The organism is Paenibacillus antri, assembly GCF_005765165.1.
Lineage (GTDB): Bacteria > Bacillota > Bacilli > Paenibacillales > YIM-B00363 > Paenibacillus_AE > Paenibacillus_AE antri.
In genome coordinates this window covers 134,309-157,935 of record NZ_VCIW01000019.1, presented here as the reverse complement: position 1 = coordinate 157,935, position 23,627 = coordinate 134,309, and the positions used below count along the sequence as shown (strand labels likewise).

General features: G+C 58.8%; 25 protein-coding genes. 21 read left to right on the top strand and 4 right to left on the bottom strand.

What is annotated here, in order from left to right; translation table 11 throughout:
- Positions 1-184: 184 nt before the first annotated feature.
- The 12 genes from FE782_RS24250 to FE782_RS24195 all read left to right on the top strand — a co-directional run bounded on the left by FE782_RS24250 (position 185) and on the right by FE782_RS24195 (position 11,258).
- Positions 185-1,702 carry a malate:quinone oxidoreductase gene (locus FE782_RS24250; protein WP_138196934.1) on the top strand — a complete coding sequence of 506 codons (1,518 nt, stop codon included), beginning with the start codon at positions 185-187 and terminating at the stop codon, positions 1,700-1,702.
- Between the two features lie 203 nt (positions 1,703-1,905).
- Positions 1,906-2,358, top strand: a complete 453-nt coding sequence (locus tag FE782_RS24245; RefSeq protein ID WP_138196933.1) for a helix-turn-helix domain-containing protein — start codon at positions 1,906-1,908, stop codon at positions 2,356-2,358.
- Between the two features lie 100 nt (positions 2,359-2,458).
- Positions 2,459-2,815, top strand: a complete 357-nt coding sequence (locus FE782_RS24240) for a nucleotide excision repair endonuclease (protein WP_138196932.1) — start codon at positions 2,459-2,461, stop codon at positions 2,813-2,815.
- A 217-nt stretch (positions 2,816-3,032) separates the two neighbouring features.
- Entirely contained in the window at positions 3,033-4,229 is a 1,197-nt protein-coding gene (locus FE782_RS24235; RefSeq protein ID WP_138196931.1) for a ParM/StbA family protein, read from the top strand.
- A gap of 49 nt (positions 4,230-4,278) precedes the next feature.
- Entirely contained in the window at positions 4,279-4,734 is a 456-nt protein-coding gene (locus FE782_RS24230; RefSeq protein ID WP_238392643.1) for a hypothetical protein, read from the top strand.
- Between the two features lie 365 nt (positions 4,735-5,099).
- On the top strand, positions 5,100-5,867 hold the full coding sequence (locus FE782_RS24225; protein WP_138196930.1) for an alpha/beta fold hydrolase: 768 nt from the start codon (positions 5,100-5,102) through the stop codon (positions 5,865-5,867).
- A complete protein-coding gene (locus tag FE782_RS24220) occupies positions 5,864-7,432 on the top strand; it encodes a UDP-N-acetylmuramoyl-tripeptide--D-alanyl-D-alanine ligase (RefSeq protein WP_138196929.1) in 1,569 nt (522 codons plus the stop codon). Before FE782_RS24225 ends, FE782_RS24220 begins: the two co-directional genes overlap by 4 nt.
- An 18-nt stretch (positions 7,433-7,450) precedes the next feature.
- Positions 7,451-8,629, top strand: coding sequence for a D-alanine--D-alanine ligase family protein (locus FE782_RS24215; RefSeq protein WP_138196928.1), 1,179 nt, complete (start codon positions 7,451-7,453; stop codon positions 8,627-8,629).
- Between the two features lie 160 nt (positions 8,630-8,789).
- Positions 8,790-9,467: a PspA/IM30 family protein gene (locus tag FE782_RS24210; RefSeq protein WP_138196927.1), complete on the top strand. Its 678-nt coding sequence runs from the start codon at positions 8,790-8,792 to the stop codon at positions 9,465-9,467.
- A 102-nt stretch (positions 9,468-9,569) separates the two neighbouring features.
- Positions 9,570-9,971 carry a DUF350 domain-containing protein gene (locus FE782_RS24205; RefSeq protein ID WP_138196926.1) on the top strand — a complete coding sequence of 134 codons (402 nt, stop codon included), beginning with the start codon at positions 9,570-9,572 and terminating at the stop codon, positions 9,969-9,971.
- A gap of 24 nt (positions 9,972-9,995) precedes the next feature.
- Positions 9,996-10,502, top strand: a complete 507-nt coding sequence (locus FE782_RS24200; protein ID WP_138196925.1) for a DUF4178 domain-containing protein — start codon at positions 9,996-9,998, stop codon at positions 10,500-10,502.
- 12 nt (positions 10,503-10,514) lie between these two features.
- Positions 10,515-11,258, top strand: coding sequence for a DUF4247 domain-containing protein (locus tag FE782_RS24195; RefSeq protein ID WP_138196924.1), 744 nt, complete (start codon positions 10,515-10,517; stop codon positions 11,256-11,258).
- Positions 11,259-11,321: 63 nt separating this feature from the next.
- On the opposite strand, the gene FE782_RS24190 is transcribed toward FE782_RS24195, so the two are convergent.
- On the bottom strand, positions 11,322-11,669 hold the full coding sequence (locus FE782_RS24190; RefSeq protein ID WP_238392642.1) for a DUF2752 domain-containing protein: 348 nt from the start codon (positions 11,667-11,669) through the stop codon (positions 11,322-11,324).
- Between the two features lie 49 nt (positions 11,670-11,718).
- A complete protein-coding gene (locus FE782_RS24185; RefSeq protein ID WP_138196922.1) occupies positions 11,719-12,057 on the bottom strand; it encodes a DUF4234 domain-containing protein in 339 nt (112 codons plus the stop codon).
- Positions 12,058-12,328: 271 nt separating this feature from the next.
- On the opposite strand from FE782_RS24185, the gene FE782_RS24180 reads away from it, so the two are divergent.
- Together FE782_RS24180 and FE782_RS24175 are read left to right on the top strand one after the other, a co-directional pair.
- Positions 12,329-12,751: an SRPBCC family protein gene (locus FE782_RS24180; RefSeq protein WP_138196921.1), complete on the top strand. Its 423-nt coding sequence runs from the start codon at positions 12,329-12,331 to the stop codon at positions 12,749-12,751.
- A 1-nt stretch (position 12,752) separates the two neighbouring features.
- Entirely contained in the window at positions 12,753-13,088 is a 336-nt protein-coding gene (locus FE782_RS24175; RefSeq protein WP_138196920.1) for an ArsR/SmtB family transcription factor, read from the top strand.
- Between the two features lie 90 nt (positions 13,089-13,178).
- On the opposite strand, the gene FE782_RS24170 is transcribed toward FE782_RS24175, so the two are convergent.
- A complete protein-coding gene (locus FE782_RS24170) occupies positions 13,179-14,096 on the bottom strand; it encodes an aldo/keto reductase (RefSeq protein ID WP_138196919.1) in 918 nt (305 codons plus the stop codon).
- Positions 14,097-14,328: 232 nt separating this feature from the next.
- Between FE782_RS24170 and FE782_RS24165 the strand changes: the two genes are divergently transcribed.
- From FE782_RS24165 to FE782_RS24155, 3 genes are read left to right on the top strand one after another with little or no spacing between them, the layout of a single operon-like run.
- Positions 14,329-15,192, top strand: coding sequence for an aldo/keto reductase (locus FE782_RS24165; RefSeq protein WP_138196918.1), 864 nt, complete (start codon positions 14,329-14,331; stop codon positions 15,190-15,192).
- 44 nt (positions 15,193-15,236) lie between these two features.
- Entirely contained in the window at positions 15,237-16,256 is a 1,020-nt protein-coding gene (locus FE782_RS24160) for an SDR family oxidoreductase (RefSeq protein ID WP_138196917.1), read from the top strand.
- A gap of 9 nt (positions 16,257-16,265) precedes the next feature.
- Positions 16,266-17,084, top strand: a complete 819-nt coding sequence (locus FE782_RS24155) for a GNAT family N-acetyltransferase (protein WP_138196916.1) — start codon at positions 16,266-16,268, stop codon at positions 17,082-17,084.
- A gap of 4 nt (positions 17,085-17,088) precedes the next feature.
- Here FE782_RS24155 and FE782_RS24150 read toward each other — a convergent pair whose 3' ends face one another.
- Positions 17,089-19,098: a GTP-binding protein gene (locus FE782_RS24150; protein WP_138196915.1), complete on the bottom strand. Its 2,010-nt coding sequence runs from the start codon at positions 19,096-19,098 to the stop codon at positions 17,089-17,091.
- Between the two features lie 122 nt (positions 19,099-19,220).
- Here FE782_RS24150 and FE782_RS24145 point away from each other — a divergent pair, with 122 nt between their 5' ends.
- From FE782_RS24145 to FE782_RS24130, 4 genes are all read left to right on the top strand, one after another.
- Positions 19,221-20,576 carry a DEAD/DEAH box helicase gene (locus tag FE782_RS24145; RefSeq protein ID WP_138196914.1) on the top strand — a complete coding sequence of 452 codons (1,356 nt, stop codon included), beginning with the start codon at positions 19,221-19,223 and terminating at the stop codon, positions 20,574-20,576.
- Positions 20,577-20,591: 15 nt separating this feature from the next.
- On the top strand, positions 20,592-21,074 hold the full coding sequence (locus tag FE782_RS24140) for a DinB family protein (protein WP_138196913.1): 483 nt from the start codon (positions 20,592-20,594) through the stop codon (positions 21,072-21,074).
- Between the two features lie 123 nt (positions 21,075-21,197).
- Entirely contained in the window at positions 21,198-22,352 is a 1,155-nt protein-coding gene (nagA, locus tag FE782_RS24135; RefSeq protein WP_138196912.1) for an N-acetylglucosamine-6-phosphate deacetylase, read from the top strand.
- Between the two features lie 672 nt (positions 22,353-23,024).
- Complete coding sequence (locus FE782_RS24130) at positions 23,025-23,576, top strand: P-loop nucleotide/nucleoside kinase family protein (protein ID WP_138196911.1); 552 nt, start codon at positions 23,025-23,027, stop codon at positions 23,574-23,576.
- Positions 23,577-23,627: the final 51 nt, after the last annotated feature.

Below are 23,627 nucleotides of genomic sequence, written 5' to 3'. Positions count from 1 at the left end.
TATGATTAGTAAAAAAAATTGGGGAGAATGAACCGATCGCGCGTTTCTGTTAAAAATTCGATAAATATTATAATCTAAAATAGTGATAAACTATGATAAGGTAATAGTTGATCCAGAAAAGATGTGTGACGAATTCGGTTCCTACATCCTTTCTGCAAATCGTAGGGGATAAAGGACGGTAATCATGAACGATAGACTACAGAAAACAGACGTGATCTTAATCGGAGCGGGAATCATGAGCGCGACCTTGGGTTCGCTCTTGAAGGAGTTAATGCCGGACTGGAGCATTACGGTGATCGAGCGCCGCGCGACGGCAGGAGAGGAAAGCTCCAACGAGTGGAACAATGCGGGGACGGGGCATGCTTCGTTGTGCGAGTTAAACTACACCGTCGAGAAGCCGGACGGTTCCATAGATATCAGCAAGGCGATTAAAGTGAACGAAGAGTTCCAGGTGTCGAGGCAATTCTGGTCTTATCTCGTGAACAGCAGCTTGATCCGCAACCCGCGGGACTTCATCTCTCCGGTACCGCATATGAGCTTCGTGCAAGGAGAGCAGGACGTTACCTTCTTGCGGAAACGGTTCGAAGCGATGTCCGCCCATCCGCTGTTCCAAGGGATGGAATATTCCGACGACCGGGCGAAGCTGGCGGAATGGATTCCGTTGATGATGAAGGACCGGATATCGAACGGACCGATCGCGGCGACGAGAATCGAGTCCGGCACGGACGTGAACTTCGGCGCGTTAACGCGTATCTTGTTCGACCACCTGAAGAACAAGAACGTCGAAATCCAATATAAGCATCAAGTCGACGATATAATGCGGGCTTCCGACGGCTCTTGGGATTTGAAAGTGCGGAACGTCGAGAGCGGCGCCGTCGAACGGCGTCAAGCGAAATTCGTCTTCATCGGCGGCGGCGGCGGAAGCCTCCACCTGCTGCAGAAGTCCGGCATTCCGGAAGGCAAAGGCATCGGCGGCTTCCCGGTCAGCGGGCTCTTCATGGTATGCCGGAACCCCGAGATCGTCGCGAAGCATCGCGCGAAGGTATACGGCAAGGCGTCGGTCGGCGCTCCGCCGATGTCCGTGCCGCATCTGGACACGCGGGTGATCGACAAGCAGGAATCTTTGTTCTTCGGACCGTTCGCCGGCTTCTCGCCGAAGTTCCTGAAGTTCGGTTCCATGTTCGACCTGATCACTTCCGTCAAGCCGCATAACCTCGTCACGATGCTGGCGGCCGGCGTGAAGAACATGTCGCTCACGACATACCTGATCAAGCAGGTCTTATTGTCTAAGGAGCAGCGGATGGAAGCGTTGCGCGAATTCGTTCCGGACGCCAAGAGCGAAGATTGGGAATTAATCGTCGCGGGCCAACGCGTCCAGATTATTAAGGATACGGCCGCCGGCCGAGGCACGCTCCAATTCGGCACGGAGGTCATCAACGCCGCGGACGGCTCGATCGCCGCCTTGCTCGGCGCGTCCCCGGGGGCGTCCACCGCCGTGTCCGTCATGCTCGAGGTCATCGCGAAGTGCTTCCCGCAGCAAATCCAAGCTTGGGAGCCGAAGCTGAAGGAGATGATTCCTTCGTACGGCGCATCCCTTGCGAAGAACCCGGACTTGGTTCGGGACATTCACGCTTCGACGGCGAAGACGCTCGGTCTTGCGAGCGCCGCGGCGGAAGAGAAGAAGGTTCCCGCTTACGTGTAAATATGGCATGAAGAAGCGACCTGTTGCGGGTCGCTTTTTCTTTGCGTTCGAACGTAGGATGTCCCTTGCGGATCGCGGATATGCAAGAGAATTCTCATGCAACCGGCGGTTGCGGAGGCTCGCAACCATAGCGATCTTTACATTTTTACGGGGGGCTATAATAATGGGCCTATATCATCGTAAGAAGAGAGGCGGCTGTCGGAATGGTGTTCGCCGAGAAGTTGAAACAGGAACGAAAGAAGAGAGGATGGTCCCAAGAGGATTTGGCGGAGAAGCTGTTCGTCAGTCGACAGTCCGTATCCAAATGGGAGAACGGCCAGAACTATCCGAGCATCGAAGTGATCATTCACTTGAGCGATCTGTTCGGCGTAACGATCGATGAATTGTTGCGAAGCGACGAGGGGTTGACGAAACAAGTGATTCGAGACAGCAAAAAGCTGGCGTATCCGCGGCTGAAGTATACGTTCGATGTGTTGTTCCTGCTCGGCGTCGTTCTGTTGGCGAGCAAGCTGGGCGTTCTGCTGCTGAACAAAGTCGCCGGATCGAGCATTCCCTTAGCCGGCGGGTCGTTCCTATGGAACTTCGGACCGCTGCTCCTCATGGTCGTCGGCGGAGCGGGCTCGAGCATCATGAAAGATAAATATGCAGAGGAGTAGCCTCTTACGGGAAAAGTCGACCGCTCTAATGGGTAAACTATCGAATAACGCGCATCTATGTTACGATGAAGCTCTATATGGAAAGAGGAAGTGGATACGGATGATTACGATAACGGTCCCGACGCCGGACGTCACGATTTACAAACAGCAAGCTCCCGAGCTGAGCCACATCTACGGCTTTACCGACTTCCACCTGATCACCAGGGAGAAGGGCGGCATCTTCATGTTCTATAACGACAAGGACGAATTGCTCTTCGTCGGGAAAGCCCGGAAGCTGCGGCAGCGTATCAAGAAGCACTTCGAAGATACGGTATCGCCGATCAAGGACCATCGGAACGAAGTGGCGAAGATCGAGGTGTGCCACGTAGACGACCCCGTAGAGCGGGAAATTTACGAAACGTATATCGCGAACAAGCTCGGAGCCCGGTACAACCCGGATAAGCTGACGAACCAATAGGCGTGAAAAATGGGCAATATGCATCCCGGAGGAAACAAGCAAGAGAGGCGGTCTCGGAAGTCGCACGCGAAGGCGATGACCGGGACGGCCTCTTTTTCGCAATGGAGCGTAGGACCGGGGGTGGGAAATGTTGGAGTGGGTCCATTAGAGGTTGTCGAATAACACCGAGTATGTCAAAGTGTTACTTGTGGGTTTTACATATTAGGAGGGAATTTCTATGAATTATCATTTTTTCGTAGGCAACGACAACGGAAACAGCGAACATGATCTGATCATAGACGGCAAGTTAATTCAGCAGCCGAACGTCAATTGCGCGGTGGACGAGCTGCCGTGGAGCGAGGAGCAAGCGCCCGAGAGCTTCATTAAGAACCTCCAGGACCAGTTGGTCGTCACGGTCGATTCTCCGGCGGCGCGGCCGGGGATGTATTATGTCGGCAAATTCGCGCTCGAGAGCGGCGAAGTGTTGGACAACCTGCAGATCGGCATCGATATGAAGTGCGACATGGACCTTCCGATCGTCAACACGCTCGCGCAGATCGCGGCGATCGCGGTACAGAAGGCTTACGACGAAGAGAAGAAAGTACCGGAGCAGATCGACGTGGACGTCGATATGGCCACGGCGCTGCCGGTCACGCAGCACACCGACGAGACGTCGGCGAAGTTCGAGCGGCGCTTCATGACCGGAACCCACCGCGTAACGGTTCATCTGGGCATTCACCGCGTGGCGGTCAAGATCGCCTTCCCGTTCGCGAAGGTCGTCCCGGAAGCGACGCCCGTCATCTTCGCGCTCCAGAAGGACGCGGAAGGCAACTGGCGGGAAGGGGACATTTTCGAGGAATTCGTAGAAACCTATGAGCTGGACAAGAAGTTCAATGGCAACTACTTCAAGGAGAAACGGATCCTTCATGTAGATATCGGCGACGGTTCGACGGAATATCCCGTTACCGAAGGGAACAAGTTCCTCCGTCAATTCGTCCACGGCAGCCACCATGGGACCGGATATGCCATCGAAGAAGCGCTGGACGAGTTCAACCGGCTCATCCACTTGCCCGACAGCCCGAGACAGTTTTTCAGCGACGTCATCAAAAATCCGAAGCATAAGTACCACGCCCGCGCGATCAAGACGTTGAAGCGGCCGCTCGAAAGCCAAGTCCGCCAGATCGTACAGAACGTCAAGCGGCAGCTGACCAAGACGCGGAACGAGATCGACTTGATCTGCGTCTACGGCGGAGGCAGCATCCTCATGCGTTCGCTGCTCTATCCGCGGCTCGAGGAGCTGTGCGTCGAAAGGGAGATGCAGCTGTTGTACATCCCGCCGACCTATGCGGTGCAGATGAATGCGATGGGACTGGATGCCTTCGTTCGCGGGAAAATCTACGAGGCGCTGAAGAATAAAGCCGTGCAGCCGGCCTAATCGAGATTAGGAAGAAGGCGTAAGGCAAGAGGTAAGGGGATACCGGAAGGTGGCAAGCGTGAAAAAGACGAAACAACCTGGAGAGAACATCAGCTTAAAGACGAAGAAAACGGAAGATCCGCTCGTCATGAACTGGATTAATGCCCAGACGAATCTGATGGATTCCTTGCGCTACCTGATCGAACACGAAATCGTGCGAAACGGGGTCCGCAATTTGCAGACGTTCATCCCGGTGGAACGGAACGTGCTGGGGACCGCTTCGCCCGTTCCGGGGGGCATCGCGCCGGACATCGCTCCCGCAACGGAACGTCTTGCGCCGTCGGTCGAAGCGATGCAAGCGCTTAGGGACGTTCGCGAAGGAACGGCGGAGATCGCGGCTGGGAGACAAGAGGTTCGGGTGGAGCCGGAGTCTCCGGCGGCGCGGATCGAGGACGCGGAGCCTCCCGCGGCGAAGCGGAACGTCGACGACGACATCGACGACGACGATATCGAAGCTTGGATGTAGCGAGTAAGACAAAGTAATACCGAGTAATACTCGGTATTACAAAGGGGTGCCTGGTCATGTCAAGTGTTGCCTTGGCCGGCTGGTGCGCCCCGGTATTGCGAAGTGATGCTAGGTAATACTGAAGCGAAGAAATCCACGACCGCCGTAGGTTGTGGATTTTCCTTTGCCCGATTCATGGTATGATTAGGGTATCCGCGCATGGGGCGATGGACATCATAGCTATGGATATTTCGGGTTATATCGAAACAAGCACGACGCATATATAGAACAGAGGTTATCTCCGCGGCGGCGATCATGTTGTTCCCGGTTCAGAGGGTGTGATATGATTTTTTTATTTTAAGTACCACATAAGGGATGCGATAGGATTGAACATCACCATCGATAATCTACAGATACATTATTCGGTGAAGGGAGAAGGACAGGACGTCGTACTGCTGCACGGCTGGGGGGCGGAACTGGGCACATTCCATAGAATTCAAGAGAATCTGTCCCGCTTTTTCCGCGTATACGCGATCGACTTGCCCGGCTTCGGGTTAAGCTCGGAGCCTCCCGTGCCTTGGGGCGTCGAGGAGTACACGCAGTTCGTCCGCAAGTTCTTCGAGCAGCTCGGCATCTCCTCCCCGATTCTCGTGGGACATTCCAACGGCGGAAGAATCAGCATTCAATACGCCTCGCAGTATCCCGTGAAGAAGATGATTCTCGTCAACAGCGCGGGCATCAAGCCGAAACGCAAGCCGCAGTACTATGTGAAAGTATACACGTACAAGCTCGTGAAGCACGTATTGAGACTTCCGGGACTGCATCTGTACCGGGATCGCATTCTTACTTATATGAAGGGTCGGGTCGGCTCCGAGGACTACAAGAACGTATCGGGGGTCATGCAGCAGACGCTCGTTCGGGTCGTCAATACGGACTTGCGCCATCTGCTGCCGGGCATTCGATGCTCCACGCTGCTGATCTGGGGGCAACACGACACTGCGACGCCGATCGCCGACGCGAAGCTCATGGAATCGCTGCTGCCGGACGCCGGCCTCGCCGTGCTGAACGCCGGGCATTTCTCGTACTTGGAGAGACCTCAAGAGTTCGAAATCATCGTGAATAAATTCCTAGAGAACGAGAGGAACAACCAATGACGCTAGTAGCGGTGTTACAAATCGTCAGCATTGCGGTCTGGGCGATCTATGCGGGCAGGAAGCTGATCAAGAGCATGCATATGCTGCAGCTGAATTCCTACCGCAATCTGCGGCTGTGGAACTGGTACATGGGAAATTTCAAGCGAACGATCCGCGTCATGGACGTCTTGCCGATCGTTCCCTTGATCCTGTTCGCCATGGACAAACCGTTATGGGGTCACATCGCTTGGATCGCGGCGTTCCTGCTCTTGACGCTGACCGTACCGAAGGAAATCGAAAAGAAGAAGCTGGTCTATACCGCCCGCGTGAAGCGGCTGCTGACGACGACGGCGATCTTGCTGGTCGTCTTGGTCGGCGCGCTCCTGCCGTGGACACCGTTCGCAGCCTTGGCCATGTACGCGGTCACCCTGCTTCCCGCGGTCTTCATCCTCCTTGCGAATACCGTCAATAAACCGATCGAGCATCAGATCAACAATTATTATATTAACGATGCGCGCAAGAAAATCGAGCGGCACGCCTCGACGCAGGTCATCGGGATCACCGGTTCGTTCGGGAAGACGAGCGTGAAGCATTTTCTATCGACGGTGTTGTCTCAGTCCTATCATGTGCTCATGACGCCGGAGAGCTACAATACGCCGATGGGCGTCACCAAGACGATCCGCACGTACCTGCAGCCGACGCACGAGATATTCATCAGCGAGATGGGCGCGAAGCAGAAGGGCGACATCAAGGAAATTTGCGATATCGTGCATCCGAAATACGGCATCATTACGGCGATCGGGGAGCAGCACTTAGAAACCTTCAAGAGTTTGGAAAATGTGAAAGCGACCAAATTCGAGCTCGCCGAAGCGCTGCCCGCGGACGGCGTCGCGTTCCTCAATTTGGACGACGAGAACGTGGCCGATCAGCTGCGGAAGTCGAACCTGCGATGCAAGGTCGTGACGTACGGCAGCCGCAACCCGGACACGGATTATTACGCGGAGAACGTTCGCTATTCCCGCAACGGCTGCGCCTTCGCGGTGCGGGTCCGGAACGGCGCGGTTCAGGAGTTCGAAACCGCGCTGCTCGGCGAACACAACATTCAAAACCTGCTGGCGTGCATCGCCGTCGGCGATACCTTGGGCATTCCGCTGCCGAAGCTGGCGATGTATATCCGCAAGGTCAAACCCGTCAAGCATCGGTTGGAGCTCAAGAAGAACGGGAATTTGACGATTCTCGACGACAGCTTCAATTCGAATCCGGTCGGCTCCAAGGCGGCGCTCGCGGTGCTAGCGCAGATGCCTGAGAAGAAGATTCTCGTGACCCCCGGAATGATCGAGCTGGGCGCGAAAGAGTATGAATACAATTATGCCTTCGCCGAAGCGGCCGCGAAGGTGTGCGATTATATTATTCTAGTCGGGCCGAAGCAGACGAAGCCGATGCAGGATGCGCTGCAAGCCGCCGGTTACGCGAACTTCCGCGTGGCGAAGCATCTCCAAGAAGGGCTTCAGTTCCTGCAAGGGTTCGCGAACGAACACACCGTCGTCCTTCTCGAGAACGACTTGCCCGACAATTATAACGAATAAACGGAGGATTTCTTACTTATGAAAATACGCGTCGGAGTCCTATTCGGAGGGATGTCGGTAGAGCACGAGGTGTCCGTCATCTCCGGTCTGCAGGCTTATCATGCGATCCCGAGAGATAAATATGAGCCTGTCCCGATATATATTACGAAAGAGGGCAAGTGGTATACCGGCGAAGCGGTCGGCTCCATCGACGAATACAAGGATCTCCCGGGTTTGCTTCGGAAGAGCACGAACGTAACGCTGTTTACGAACGAGAGCGGAGCGCATCAGTTGATCGCGACCAGGAAATCTTGGTTCAAGAATCCGGTCGTCGACGAAATCCACGTCGCGTTCCCCGTCACCCACGGGACGTTCGGCGAGGACGGCGCGCTGCAGGGCTTGCTAGAGTTCCAGAAGGTGCCTTACGTCGGCTGCGACGTATTGTCCTCGGCGCTCGGCATGGATAAGGTCGTCATGAAAGCCGTCGTCCGCAGCGCCGGGCTGCCGGTCGTGGATTTCGTAACGTTTTACAATCACCAATGGTCGGAGGATCCGGGCTCCTGCATCGCCAAGGCCGAAGCGCAGCTGAAGTACCCGGTCATCGTCAAGCCGGCGAACCTCGGCTCGAGCGTCGGCATCGAGATCGCCGAGGACACGGAAGAGCTGACGAGCGCGCTCGGGAACGCCTTCGGCTTCGCGGACAAGGTCATTATCGAGCGAGTGGTCCAAAATTTGAAAGAGGTCAACTGCTCGGTCATCGGGGACCACGAGTCGGCGGAGGTGTCCGTCTGCGAGGAAGTGCTCAAGACGAGCGAAATTTTGAGCTACCAAGATAAATACTTGAATCAAGCGTCGAAGGGCATGTCCGGGACGAGCCGCATCATTCCCGCCAATATCTCGCCGGAGATGACGGAGGAAGTTCAAGCGTTAGCGAAGCAGACGTTCCTCGAGCTCGGCTGCAACGGCGTGTCGCGGATCGACTTCCTCATCGACCAAGACGAAGGCAAGGTGTATGTCAACGAGATCAATACGATCCCTGGATCGCTAGCGTTCTACCTATGGGAGCCGAAGGGCAAGAGCTTCGAACAGATGACCGGCCAGCTCATTCAGCTCGCGCTGAAGCGGCACCGGACGAAGTCGCAGCTGACGTTCAGCTACGACACGAACCTATTGGCGCTGCAAGGCAAGGGCGGCGGGTCGAAGAAGCTCGGCAGATAATCGGGAAACTTCGACGGATGGAATCGGATAGAGAACATTGCAGAGGGATGAGATGGGAAACTCATCTCTCTTTCTGTTTTATCGGAGGCGGATGAAACCCGACATCGCCCCCGTACGTATGGATATGTATTCGATACTCAATCTTTAGGAGGCGGCGATATTGTCTTTGTTTAAGAGGCTTCGAGATCTCACTCTGTCTAACGTCAACGCGTTGATCGACAAGGCGGAGGATCCGATCAAACTGACGGATCAATACATCCGGGATATGACCGAGGACTTGGGAGACGCGGAGAAAGCGGTGGCCGCGCAGATCGCACTGGAGAAGAAGTTCAAGCGGCTCTACGAAGAGCAAGTCGAGCTCGTGGAGAAACGCACGCAGCAAGCCCATATGGCGGCGCAGGCGCAGAACGTCGACTTGGCGCGCCGCGCGTTGGAAGAGAAGAAAGCCGCCGAAAGCAAGATGGCCGAATACAAGTCCGGGTACGACCTGAACCTGAAGCTGGCCAACGACCTTCGCGCGAAGCTGGAAGAGATGCGCAAGGAATTGACGGAGCTGAAGAACAAGCGCGAGATGCTCGTCGCTCGTTATAACGCGGCGAAGGCGCAGACCGAAATCAACAAAGCGATGAACGGCTTCGGATCCGATTCGGCCTCCGCGGGCCTCAAGCGGATGGAAGAGAAGATGCTTCAGATGGAGGCGCAGGCCGAAGCGAGCAACAGCTTGTACGCGTCTAAGGGCAAGTCGCTCGACGACGAGTTCAAGGAGCTCGGCAAGGATAAGGCCGTCGAAGACGAGCTGGCCGCGCTGATGAAGCAATACGAGAACAAGGATCAATAAGCCGACCTACAACCGGATACGAAGTGCGCCTGTATGACACGAATGCTGCAATAGCGACATACAGGCGTTTTTACATTCAAGCATCGTTCGGAGGGATCTGTTTTGTCATGGATCGATTACGCCCGAATTCCCGTATGGACGGGAATGGGCGCATTGCTCTTATTTTTAATTATGTATTTGGACTCGCTGACGACCCGCTATCATGACATCCAAGAGATGAAGAGCGGCAACGTGGCGGTAACGACGCGCTTCATGATGAAGCTGATCGCGCAAGCGTATATTTTGGGACAGTCGATCGCGAAATCGGACGTCATCTGGGAAGCGATCATCATCTCCGTCGTCTCCTTCGTGTTGCTGTTCGTTCTGGAATGGCTGGCGCGGACCGTCTTGTCGAAGCTCACCCATTTCCAATTGGAAGAAGGCATACACGAAGGGAAAATCGCCAACGCGCTCTTCGCGGGATCGCTTCATATCGCAGGCGCCCTGATCATCGGAGCGGTCTAATTCCTGAACATAAGGAGCGGCAAGATGAGTTTATTCCAACGCATTAAAAATCTGGTAAGCAAGCCGGCGCCGCCGATGCCGGAGAAGAGCATCCTCACGATCGGGCCGGGCGACGTCTGCGAAGTGTCGCTCGTGACCTATCAGGTCGTCGGACGCACGCAAAATCGACAGCGCAACGCGATCGTCCTCACGCTGCAGGACGGAACGGCGATTCGGTATCTCGCGATCGAGGACCGCGAACGGACGCTGTTCGCCCTGTACCAACCGATCGACGGAAGGCTGGATTCCTTCGAAGAGGTGCCGACGACCCTTGAGTTGGACGATCGCGCCTATCACATGGAAGAACATTATTCCGGCATCATCCAATCGAGCGGCAAGACGCCGTTCCAGCAGGGCGGGGAGCAATACGTGTGGCAATACGTGTCGGACGACCGTATGCTGCTTCGCATCGAATGGCAGGACGGCAGGTTCATGCTGTACGAGGGCGAGTCCGTGCTCCCGGCCGACGTTCGCGTGCTGCGCGGCGGGTAAGGAGGTAAACCATTGAAATCGTGGCTGTCCCGGGGGATAAAGCATCTCCTGATCCTGAGTTTGATCGTCCCGGTATTGGCCGGATGCATGCAAAGTTTCGAAGTCGGCGAGTCCTATCCGTTGGAGTCGGTCAGCGGTTCGGGGAACGAGACTTCCTACGTATACCGAGCGGCGGACCGAAGCGTCCCGGAGGTTGCGAACGAGCTGGTCGAACGGAAGCGGCCGCAGCAGCAATCCGAGGAAGACGCGGAGCGCATGTTCTTGGTCTACGCCGACGAGATCGTTCAAGTGCAGCAAGATCCCGAACGGCCGGAAGATACGCTGATCGAGATCAGCAGCCGCGAGTATGTACGTCAGAATTACAGCCCGAGCTTCTTGGAAGCTTATATCATCGCTTCCGTCATCGGCGATCTGTTCGATCGCGGGCGATATGCGGGGGGCGACTACAGAGGGTACGGCAGCAAGGGCGCTTACGCCCCGAAGCAAACCTATCGTACGCCTACGGTCGACGATAAGAAGATGGCGCCGCCGGTCACCGTGAATCGGTCCGGCAGCATCGTCCGTCGATCGTCCGACGCGGACGCTTCGGCGTCGAAGAGCGCCGTATCGCCGCCCGCCTCGTCGGCTTCCTCCGGCAAGATCGTGAGGGATGAAAGCGGCTCGTCCGGCGAGAAGAGCAGCGTTCTTACGAAGCCGAAGAAGACGAAGGCGCCGAAGATCAGCAAGCGAACCGGAAAGATCGGTCGGCGACGATGAAGGCAGGCGTGCCGACCGAAAAAAGAGCGAATCAGCCCCAAAGGCCGATTCGCTCTTTTTTCCTTACGATCCGATCGCCGTCGGCGAAAGCCACTCCCACGCCGGTAGATTCCTCATCACGCCGAAGGCGAGCGCCGCCGTCACCATCGCGCCCATGACCGTTCGGCTCGTCCGCCGCATGCCCCTTCGGTTCGCGATCAGGTAGACTAGAACCAATGGGAGCAGACCGAACGCCAATGCGTTGTACCGGAACGCCTGAGGCAGGTCCCCCTCGAGCAGCGATAAAGCGGCTCTCGTCATGCCGCAGCCCGGGCAATACAGCCCCGTCGCTTCGTGAAAGACGCAGGGAATGCCGAGGCCGGTCGCCGGCAGCCATACCTTCAAGTACGCCAGCCCTCCGGCAGCCGCCAAGGACCCCTGAATCCACCGGGGGCTCCTCGCGACCGCCGAGAACGCCGAATTAAGCCAGCTTGTTGACATCCGCCTGGACCAACGCGTACGTAACGATCCCGAGGCCGAAGATCGTCAGCACGAGGTAGAGCACCGAATTGTCCGAACCCGGGAGGCCCCGTTGCCGTTGCGCCGACTCGACGAGCTTGCCGGCTTGGTAAGACCAGATAATGCTCCAGATGCCGCAAGTCACGATGCTCAGCAGGAAATGCTTGCCCCCTGTGAAGGAGGGGTCCCCGCTTACTCGCCCGACGTCGTTGGTCAGGACGATAAACCAATAAATTCCATAAATCCCGCAGGTCACCAGGGTCAGGACGACCGCCAACCCGATATTTCTTTCTTGAACCATTCCGCACCGCCCATATCATTTTTCGCTTCCAACAGCTTCCGACAACAAATGACAAAAATGCACTTTTCATAATAGGAAACAAACGACGGAATTACAAGAAGAAAATTATTATTTTAACCCTATTGCGGAGGCAGACGATTTATTCATTGGGAATAGGCAGCGGGGCAAACTAAGGGGAGTAAGGGGATAGAGCCTTGACAATATAGCACCTAATGGTGTTATATTAATTGTGAAACCAAAAGGTGTTATAAAAATGACGGAGGTTATTCGCATGCAATCTCAAGATACGATTCCAGACATCCGCAAGACCGTCGTCCTCAACGTCCCGATCGAGAAAGCGTGGAAGGCGATCGCCACCTCGGAGGGGATCGCCGGCTGGTGGATGCCCAATACGTTCGAGCCGGTCGTCGGGAAGGACTTCATTCTTCACGCGGGCCCGTTCGGCGATTCGCCCTGCAAGGTGACGGAGATCGATCCTCCGCACCGCGTCGGCTTCGACTGGGGAGCGGAATGGCATCTTACGTTCGAGTTGAAAGAAGTCGACGGCAAGACGGAGTTCACCTTGATTCACTCCGGCTGGGACCCGGCGAAGACGACGGAATTCGGACAGCCGCACGCGGTCGTTCGCGGCATCATGGACAACGGCTGGGAGAAGATCGTCGCCGAGGCGCTGCCCGCTTACGTCGAGGCGTAAGATGCCGGCTGCGGAGGCTAGGCACGACGTATTTCAGGCGGTCGCCGATTCGACCCGCCGCAGCATGCTGACGCTGCTCGCGGAGACGGACAAGGAGCTGCCCATCTCGCGCATCGCGGAGCACTTCCCGATCAGCCGAACGGCCGTCAACAAGCATCTGCACGTTCTCACGGACGCAGGACTCGTCAGCAACCGGAAGGTCGGACGGGAGACCCGGTATAGACTGCAGCCGGATCCGCTGCGAGACCTTCACCGATGGCTGGCGTACTTCGATCGCTATTGGGACAACAAGCTGATCGCGTTGAAGGCGTTCGTCGAGGAAGACGATTCGGAATAAAGCGGACAACCGCGTCGAAAGGTACGAGCGAACGCGAAGAACCTCCCGTCTTGATCGGACGGGAGGTTCTTTTCGAGGTTCGGATGCAGCTTACGGCAGTACGTTCCCCGCGGCGCGGTAGATGTCGTACCACTGCTCGCGGGTCAACGTAATGTCTGCGGCCTTGAGGCAATCCCGCAGACGGTCGACATTCATCGTGCCGAGAACCGGCTGCATGCGCGCCGGATGGCGGAGCAGCCACGCGATGGCGATCGTCGTATTGGTCACGCCGTACGCCGCCGCGACCTCGTCGATCTTCCGATTCAGCTCCGGGAACTTCTCGTTGCCGAGGAAGACGCCCTCGAAGAAGCCGTATTGGAACGGCGACCATGGCTGAATGGTGATGTCGTTCAGCCGGCAGAAGTCGAGTACGCTGCCGTCGCGGTTGACGGCGGCCGCATTTTCCATATTGACGTTGATTCCGCTCGAGATCATCGTGGCGTTCGTGATGCTGAGCTGCAGTTGGTTCGCGACGATCGGCTGCTTCACGAATTTCCGCAGCAGCTGGATTTGCATCGGATTTTGGTTCGAGACGCCGAAGTGGCGCACCTTGCCCGAGCGCTCCAGCGTATCGAACGCCTCGGCGACTTCCTCCGGCTCGACCAGCGCGTCCGGACGATGCAGCAGCAGGACGTCTAGATATTCAGTCTTCAGCCGCTTCAGGATGCCGTCCACCGAAGTCAAGATATGCTCCTTGGAGAAGTCGAACATTCCCTTGCGGATGCCGCACTTCGATTGCAGGATCATCCCTTCCCGCACCGAAGCGTTCATTCCGATCGCATCGGAGAACAGCTCCTCGCAAGCTCCCCCTCCGTAGATGTCCGCGTGGTCGAAGAAGTTCGCCCCTTCCTCCATCGCCGTTCGCACGAAGCGTTCCGCTCCGGCCTTATCGAGGGACGTGATGCGCATGCAGCCGACGGCGACGACCGGCACCTGTAACGAGCTCTGTCCTAACGGAATCGTTCTCATGGGTTGGTATCCAGCTCCTCTTTATATACAGAAAATCGTTGCTCCTCCGATTGTGACACAGACGGGCAAGCGTGACAACCGAACGGCCGTCGGAAGGAACCGGAGCCGCCGATGGAGAATACATAACGCAAGAAAATTAAACCATCGTTCGGCTGTGGCGGGATATTTTGCTCGGATGGAAGGCATATTTACAATCGTAACCATTTTCCGAAAACATAGGGGAGGGGCTTCGATGGAAAAGAGGGCCTTCGGGAACACCGGCGCGTCGTTCCCGATTTTGAGCTTCGGCGCGCAGCGGATCGTCGACGATCACGGCTGCGGCGAGGAAGAAGCGATCCGGATCGTGAACCGGGCGATCGACGAGGGAATCACTTATTTCGACACGGCGCCGATCTACTCCGACGGGCAATCGGAGGAGCGGCTCGGGAAGTCGTTCGGGGAGCGCAGGGACCGGGCGTGGATCGCGACCAAGACGATCGACCGGACGCGGGACGGCTCGTGGCGCTCCCTCGAGGGCAGCCTTAAGCGGCTGCGGACGGACCATGTCGAGGAGTGGCGGCTGCACGACGTGCGGACGATGGAGCAGCTCGACGCCTGCTTCGCGAAAGACGGCGCGCTGCAGGCGCTCGTCGAGGCCAAGGAGCAGGGCGTCATCCGGCATATCAGCATCAGCGGGCACACGAATCCGAGCGTGCAGCTCGAGGCGATCGAGCGATTTCCGTTCGACAGCGCGCTGGTCGCCCTCTCCGCGGCGGATCAGTTCATCTACAGCTTCGCGCACGAGTTCGTCCCGAGAGCGAACGAGAAGGGCGTCGCGGTCGTCGGCATGAAGGTCATCGGCCTTGGGCGGCTGGCGTCATGGTACGAGAAGGCGCTGCGGTATACGTGGTCGCTGCCGATCGCTACGGCGATTATCGGGATGGAGTCGATGGAGCAGCTGGAGAACAATCTGGCGGTCGCGAGAAGCTTCCGTCCGATGACCGAGATCGAACGGCTCGAGTTCGCGAAGGAAATCATCTCGATGGCGAACCCGGACGTTCTGCGGTGGAAGGCGAAGGATTGGAGCAACGCGGAACAATGGGCGGAGCGGGTATAACACTCGTTTCGCCTTACCTATAACGATTCTACGGAGGCGGGTTTATGAAAGCGCTGTTTATCGGAGGCACGGGAACGATCAGCTCCGCGATAACGAGACAGTTGGCGGAGCAAGGGCACGAGTTGTATGTGATCAATCGCGGCCGCCGGAACGACCGGCTGCCGGACGGCGTTCGTGCGCTGACGGCCGACATCAACGACGAAGCGCAGGTCGCCGGCTTGATCGACGGCATGCGCTTCGACGTCGTGGCCGACTTCATCGCGTTCGAGCCGGCCCAGCTGGAGCGGGACTACCGCTTGTTCGCCGGAAAGACGAAGCAGTTCATGTTCATCAGCTCGGCTTCGGCGTATCAGACGCCGCTGTCCGACTATCGCATTACCGAAGGCACGCCCTTATCCAATCCGTATTGGCTGTATTCCCGCAACAAGATCGCCTGCGAAGAATATCTCGTGAAGATGTATCGGGAAGACGGCTTCCCGATCACGATCGTCCGGCCGAGCCATACGTACGACGAGCGCTCCATTCCGCTCGGCGTTCACGGACGCAAGGGGACCTGGCAGGTCGCCAAGCGAATGTTGGAGAACAAGCCGGTCATTATCCACGGGGACGGGACGTCGCTCTGGACGATGACGCATAACAGCGACTTCGCGAAGGGCTTCATCGGGCTTATGGGCAACATTCACGCGATCGGAGAGTCGGTGCACATCACGTCGGACGAGACGGTGACGTGGAATCAGATTTACGAGATTATCGCGGACAGTCTCGGCGTCGAGCTTCGCGCGGTGCACGTGGCGTCCGAGTTTCTCGCGGAGTGCGGCGACATCGATTATCGGGGCGGCCTGCTCGGCGACAAGGCGAACTCGGTCGTCTTCGACAACGCGAAGCTGAAGCGGCTCGTGCCGGACTTCGTGGCGACGACGCGGCTCGATCAAGGGCTTAAGGCGACGATCCGGAACATCTTGGAGCATCCGGAGCTTCAACAAGAGGACCCCGAATTCGATGCGTGGTGCGACCGCGTCGTCGGCGCGATGGAGGCGGCTGCAAGAGCGGTGAAGGAAGGATGACGGAAACGATTGAACGCTAATAAGAAACCTCTGGAATTGCAAGCGGACATCGAACGGATGGAGCTCGAGCTGACGAAGTGGAACGCTCGACGTTCCCTTACGCCGACGGAGCGGCAGGTCGAAGCGATCGAGCTGGGTGGGTGCGTCCTGCTTCGGGATCGGACGGACCCGCACTCGATGTACTATAACCGAATCAAAGGGTTCGGCGCCGGCGACGTTCCAAGGCTGCAGGAGATCTTGGCCCGCTACCCGGACAGCGAGGCCGCGCCTTGCTTCGACATGACGCCGGACCGCATGGGACCGGAGGCGAGCCGCGCGTTGGCCGACGCGGGCTTCCTCCCGGCGGAGCAGCTCGCGTTCTTGGCGGCGGAGCCGTCCGAAGCGGCGGAAGAGGGTGGGGCGGTGACGGCAAGCCCGTTCGACATCCGTCTGGTGACCGAGCGCGCGGCGGAGACGTTCATCCGCTGGATCGAAGCGTCTTCGCCGGGGCAGTCCATCGCGGATGCGACGATCGAGCGGACGAAGGGGTATTTTCGGCAGCCGCATTTCCGCAATTACATGATCGAAATCGACGGCCGGCCCGCCGCGATGGCGTCGTTGTTCCTGCACGGCGCCGAGGCGTACCTCGCCAACGATTATACGTTCGACGCGTACCGGGGGCGCGGCTGCCAGACCGCCTTGATCCGCAGAAGGCTTGCGGACGCCGCTCGCCTCGGCGCGAAGGCCGTCTATACGGACGTCGTCTTCGGCACGCCCAGTCATGCCAATATGGAAAAGGCCGGCTTCCGCACCGCGTTCGTCAACACGTTCTGGTGCAAGGGCTTATAGCTGATTAGGATGACGACAGCGCGTTCCGGACGCTGAGAATGTACTTCGCGGTGTCGAGCGGATTGACGCCGCGGCGCGGGCGCTCCGCCCGAACGTCCGGCGGACACTCCTCGTAGCCGTCGAAGAACGTGGACAGCGCGGCGCGGCCCTTGGTCATCGACCCGAGCTTGACCGCGTATTCGAGCGACGTCGCCACGGGCACGCGGCCGTGAATCGTCATTCGGTCGCCGTGCGGCTCCGGCGCTTCGAACGTCGCGCGCATGAGGACGAGATCGTTCATCACCTTGCCCCCGAACTCTTCGGGCACGGTCAGCCGGAAGCGGAGCATCGGCTCGAGCAGCTTCGTGCCGATCCGGTTCAGGCCGTCCATGATGCCCATCGGGGTGGCGACGACGAAGTCGAGCGGATGCGTGTGCCAGACGTGGTGCTGCCCTTCGACGAGCTTGATGCCCACGTCGACGACCTCCCACCCGTACAAGCCTTGCTGCAGCGCTTCGGGGACGCGTCGGGCGACCTCGTTCTGGTACTGCGGCAGCAAGTCTTCGGTGCGCACCTGCGCGTCGTATCGCAAGCCGGCCCCTCGAGGCAGCGGCTCCATCTTAAAGCGCAGAATCGCCCAGCACGGCTTCGGCATCGTGTACGCGACGAAGCCTTCTCCGGCGCCGCGGAGCGTCTCCTTGTAGATGACGGACGGCTGCCCGAACGTCACGGAAAGGCCGAAGCGGCTCTCGAGCAAGCGGGACAAAATTTCGAGCTGGATCGGCCCCATTACCTTCAGATGGAGCTCCCGCTCTTCCTGCAGCCACTGCAAGGACAGCAGCGGATCCTCGTCCGCGAGCTCGTGCAGGGCGGCGACGACGCGCGGGTAGTCTTGTTCGTTCGCCCAATGCACTTGCACGGTAAGGAGCGGGACCGCGAGCTTCGCTTCCTCCGGCACGCCTTCCCCGGTGCCGAGCACGTCGCCGATCCGCGCCTGCTGGAGGCCGCAGACGGCCGCGATGTCCCCGGCCGTCAGCACGCCGACGTCCTCCGACTTCTGCCCGTCGACCTTCCGAATTTGCGTTACCTTCTCGTCGGCGCCGAGCGTCAGGTTGCGGATGGGGTCGCGGTTGCGAAGCGTGCCTTGGTATAAGCGGACGTACGCCATGCGTCCCATCGTCTTGTCGCGTTCGATCTTGAAGACGACGCCGGAGACGGGAGCCGACGCGTCGCCGCCGGGCTCGGGGAGGTACAGGGCGATGGCTTCCATCAGCTCGCGGATGCCGATCCCCTTGCTCGAGGCGCCGAACAGCACCGGGAACAAGGCGCTCGACCTTGCGAGCGAACGGAAGGTCGTCCGCCACGCCGCCAAGCCGGTATCGGTATCGGGCGCGCCCTCCTCGAAATACCGCTCCATCAGCGCTTCGCTCGTCTGGGCGACGCTCTCGATCAGCCTCGTTCGGGCTTCGATCGCGCCAGGCTCGCGTTCGGCGGCGTTCCAGAGGTCCCTTGCGCCGTCGAACGTCTCCGCCGCGCCGACGGGCTGCTGTACGGGCGTCGCGAGCGGCGACAGGTGCTTGTGGATATCGTTCAGGACGCGAGCCGCGTCGGCGCCGACGCGGTCCATCTTGTTGACGTAGAGGATCGTCGGGATGCCCAGCTTGCGGAGCGCATGCCAGATCACTTCGGTCTGGGCTTGCACGCCTTCTACGGCCGAGAGGATGAGAACCGCGCCGTCCATGACGCGGAGCGACCGCTCGACCTCGGAGAGGAAGTCGACGTGGCCCGGCGTATCGACGACGTTGACCGAGACGCCGTTCCATTGGAACATCGTCGTCGCCGCCCGCACGGAGATGCCGCGCTCGCGTTCGACGTCCAACCAATCGGTGGAGGCGGTGCCCCGATCCACGTCGCCCAGCGCGCGGATGCGGCCGCTTTCGTATAAGAGATGCTCGGTCGTCGTCGTCTTGCCCGCGTCGACGTGGGCGAAGATGCCCACGTTGCGCCGGGACGGCGACGGAGGAGTCGAATTCATTTTCCAAAAACCTCCCTGCGTTCTTCGTCCATTATACCATGTCCCTTCCTTTTCAATTGCGCTTAAGTGTGGTACGGTTGAACTTACGATTTCAAATGGAGAACTAGAGTAGGAGACCCTTAATGAACTTTAAAGAATTGAACATAATCCCCCCGATCCTGCAGGCGCTGGCGAAGGAAAACTACGAGAAGCCGACGCCGATCCAAGAGCAGGCGATTCCCGCCGTGCTGGCCGGCCGCGACGTATTCGGCTGCGCGCAGACGGGGACGGGGAAGACGGCGGCCTTTTCCGTGCCGATCCTTCAGCTGCTGCATTCGCGGCCGCGGAAGCAGGGGGAACGCCGCCGCATTCGCGCGCTCGTCCTGTCGCCGACGCGGGAGCTCGCGATTCAGATCGACGAGAGCATGCAGGCGTACGGCCGGTTCACGGGCTTGAAGAACGTCTCGATCGTCGGCGGGGTGTCCCAGAAGCCGCAGGAGCAGGCGCTCGAGCGCGGCGTGGACATTTTGATCGCGACCCCGGGGCGCCTCATCGACTTGATTAACCAGAAGGTCGTCGATCTGCGGCACGTGGAGATTTTGGTGTTGGACGAAGCCGACCGCATGCTCGACATGGGCTTCATCAACGACGTGAAGAAGGTCATCGCGGCGGTTCCGGCGAAGCGGCAGACGCTGTTCTTCTCGGCGACGGTGCCGCCGGAAATTTCGAAGCTGGCGAATTCGCTGCTCGTGAACCCGGTCAGCGTCGAAGTGACGCCGGTGTCCTCGACGGTGGATCGGATCGAGCAATCCCTTTATTTCGTGGATAAGGAAAATAAGCAGAAGCTCCTCACGGACCTGCTGCAGGACCGATCGATCTCGTCCGCGCTCGTGTTTACGCGCACGAAGCACGGCGCCGACCGCGTCGCCAAAGGGCTGACGCGATCGAACATCTCCGCCCAAGCGATTCACGGCGACAAGTCGCAGAACGCGCGGCAGGCGGCGTTGAACAACTTCAAGAACGGCACGACGCGCGTGCTGGTGGCGACGGATATCGCGGCGCGGGGCATCGATATCGAAGAGCTGTCCCACGTCATCAACTTCAACCTGCCGAACATTCCGGAGACGTACGTGCACCGGATCGGCCGGACGGGGCGCGCCGGACACAGCGGCATAGCGATTTCCTTCTGCGAGCAGGAAGAGATTCCGTACTTGAAGGATATCGAAAAGGTGACGAAAAAGACGATCCCGGTCGTGAAGGACCACCCGTACCCGATGACCGGCGCGATGCCGGCCGCGAAGCCGGAGCCGCAGCGGGGGCAGCAGCCGCGGGGGCAACAGCCGCGAGGTCAGCAGCCTCGGGGGCAGCAGCCGCAAGGCCAACAACCGCGGGGTCAGCAGCGGGGGCCGCAGTCGCAGCCGTCGCAGCCGCGGAAGCAGCCGGTGGCGGCGTCTACAGCCGGCGCGAATCGGACGCAACGGGGTTCGGGCAGAAGATAACGTAGGGGGCCGGCCATGAAGACGATGTTTCGGTACAACTGGATGGTGCGCGATGCGTGGTATGCGTGGTGCGAGAACGTCCCCGAGGAAGAGCTGCTTCGCGAGCGGACGGGCGGCGTCGGCGGCATCCTGCGTACGCTGTTCCATATGGTCGACGTGGAGTGGAGCTGGATTCGCGTCATGCAGGGCGAACCGGATTTCCAAGAGGATTTCGCCGAATACCGGAGCCTCGAGCGAGTGAAGGAGCTGGACCGGCGGTTTCGTCCCGAAGTGGAAGCGTTCGTCGACGGCTGGCACGACGGGTTGGAGCGGCGGCCGTTCTACGATCGCCGCGCGGACGGCACGGTCGTCATAGACGCCTGGGGCGAAATTATGCGCCACGTCGTCGCGCACCATATCCATCATGCCGGACAGCTGTCGGTATGGGCGCGGGAAGTCGGGAAGGCGCCGGTGTCTCCCAACGTCATCGGGCGGGGCTTGATCGCCCCGGATCTATAAACATGCGAGTCGAGAGCGGACGGAGGCGTTCGCTCTTTTTCTATGGATAATTCCGAACGTGGCAGCCGCCTCGCGGCCGGGGTATACTGGGTAATAACTTATTCAGTAAGGGTGAAGCCGAACATGACAACTACGGGAATCCGAAATATCCGCTTGATCGCCGGCGACGAGACGGCTTCAGGCAGCGTGTTGGTGCGGGACGGCCGCATCGTCTCCGTGCATGCGGAAGCCGACGCCGCCTGGACGGACGTCGACGAGATCGTCGACGGGAACGGACGATTGCTTATTCCGGGTATGATCGACGTCCATATCCATGGCGCCGAGGGCTTCGATATGATGGACGGCACGACGAAGAGCGTGGAGGTCGTGTCGGAAGCTTGCGCGCGGACCGGGTGCACGTCGTTCCTGGCGACGTCCGTCTCGTCCACGTTGGAGGACTTGCTGACGATGATCGATAACGTCGCGCGGACGGTCGGCCGCGAGCCGGGCGCCCGCATCGTCGGGATGCATATCGAGGGACCGTACTTGAATGTGAAACGCAAAGGGATGCAGAACGAGAAATATTTGCGCCATCCGGATCGGGACGAGATGGGCCTCATTCTCCAGAAGGCGGGTTCATTGATCCGTATGGTGACGTTGGCGCCGGAGCTGCCGGGCGGCATGGAGATGATCGGCTTCTTGAAGGAGCGAGGCGTCATCCCGGCGCTTGCGCATACGGACGCGACGTACGAGGAAGCGGTCGAGGCGTTCCGCGGCGGCGCGAGTCACGTCACGCATTGCTGCAACGGCATGCGCCCGATCCATCACCGCGATCCGGGCCTGATTTTGGCCGCCTTCGAGGCGGAGCACGTCAGCGTACAGGCGATCGTGGACGACGTGCATCTGCACCCGGCGATGGTTCGCCTCTTGTATCGCGAGAAGGGGCCGGAGAAGATGGTGTTGATCACGGACGCGCTGCAGGCGATGGGCATGGGCGACGGCACGTATACGTTCGGCGGGCACGAAGTGAAGGTGGCGGACGGCGTCGCGACGTTGGCCGACGGCACGCTCGCGTCGAGCACGGTGACGATGAACGAGGCGCTGGCGAAGACGGTGAACGCGGGCATTCCGCTGCGACACGCCGTCGAGATGGCGACGCGGACGCCGGCCGACTTGCTCGGCTTGCCGACGAAGGGCCGGATCGAGGCGGGCGCGGACGCGGATCTCGTGCTGTTGGACGAGCGGTTCGAAGTCGAGTGGACGATGGTCGGCGGGAACGTGGTCTATCGCCGGGCATAGATGGGGGACGCCTTCGCGGAGGCGTCCTTTTTTTCGTGGGCGGCAAGGGGGGGGGCCACTAATAAGCTCAAAAATGCGCTTAGGGAGGCCAGTTATGCGGAAAATTCCGCTTATAAGCTCAGAAATGCGCTTAGATCAGCCTGTTAAGCGGAAAATTCCGCTAATAAGCTCAAAAATGCGCTTAGAACAGCCTGTTAGACGGAAAAATCCGCTTATAAGCTCAGAAATGCGCTTAAAGCGGCCTGTTATACGGAACCGCGGCTTATAAGCTCAAATTTGCGCTTACACCTACATGGTACTTCGGTCGCGGCGCTGCTGCCGAAGAACAAAATCTTGGAAATCATCGATTTATTCGCCATGATGCTGGACACGTTCTCGGAGACGATCGAAGACGTCCCATCGGGAGAGGCGACGCTGCAAGTAGCCATGCAGAGATTCTGACTCATGTACGCGGCATGCTGCAAATAAAGCTCGCGTTCTTCGACGCCTCTGGCGCGCCGGTCTCGGAAGAGGGACTGGCTGATTTTCGCGCGGGAGGTCCTATTTCCTAGGCAATATGCGGGCTTGTGACAATAGAAGGCTTCGTGGACGCGATTTCCGTTGCCACCTCTCGGCGATTCCGATATCATTCGAAGATAGCGAAATTCTAACAGGGAGCGGGAGGGGAAGCATATGCAGCCGAGCGGACCGCATTTGTTCTTGATAACGGGGATTATGGCAAGCGGCAAGTCGACCGTCGCGCAGCTGCTGGCGGAGCGATTCGAACGATCCGTTCATCTCCGCGGGGACGTCTTCCGTAAGATGATCGTGAACGATCGGGTCGAAGCGAAGCCGGACGGCGATGCGGACGGGCTCGAGCAGCTTCGCTTGCGGTACCGGCTGGCCGCGCAAGCGGCGGACGCGTATCTCGAGGCTGGATTTCACGTGGTGATGCAGGACGTCGTGGTCGGGACGCTGCTGATGGATTTTCTGTCGTATGTGGGCCACCGGCCGTTGTATTTGGTCGTGCTGTGCCCCTCCGTCGCCGCCGTCGAAGCGCGGGAGGCCGGCCGGGGGAAGAAGGGGTACGGGATTTGGACGCCGTCCCAGCTGGACGGCGTATTGCGGACGGAGACGCCGAAGCTCGGACTGTGGCTCGATTCCACCGAATGGACGCCTGAGGAGACGGTGTCTCGCATTCTGGAGCGCGCGTGGGACGAAGGGCGAATCGACGAACAGAAATAAATTATTGTAAAGGTATTGACTTGCGTAACTGTAAACATTATTGTAACAGAT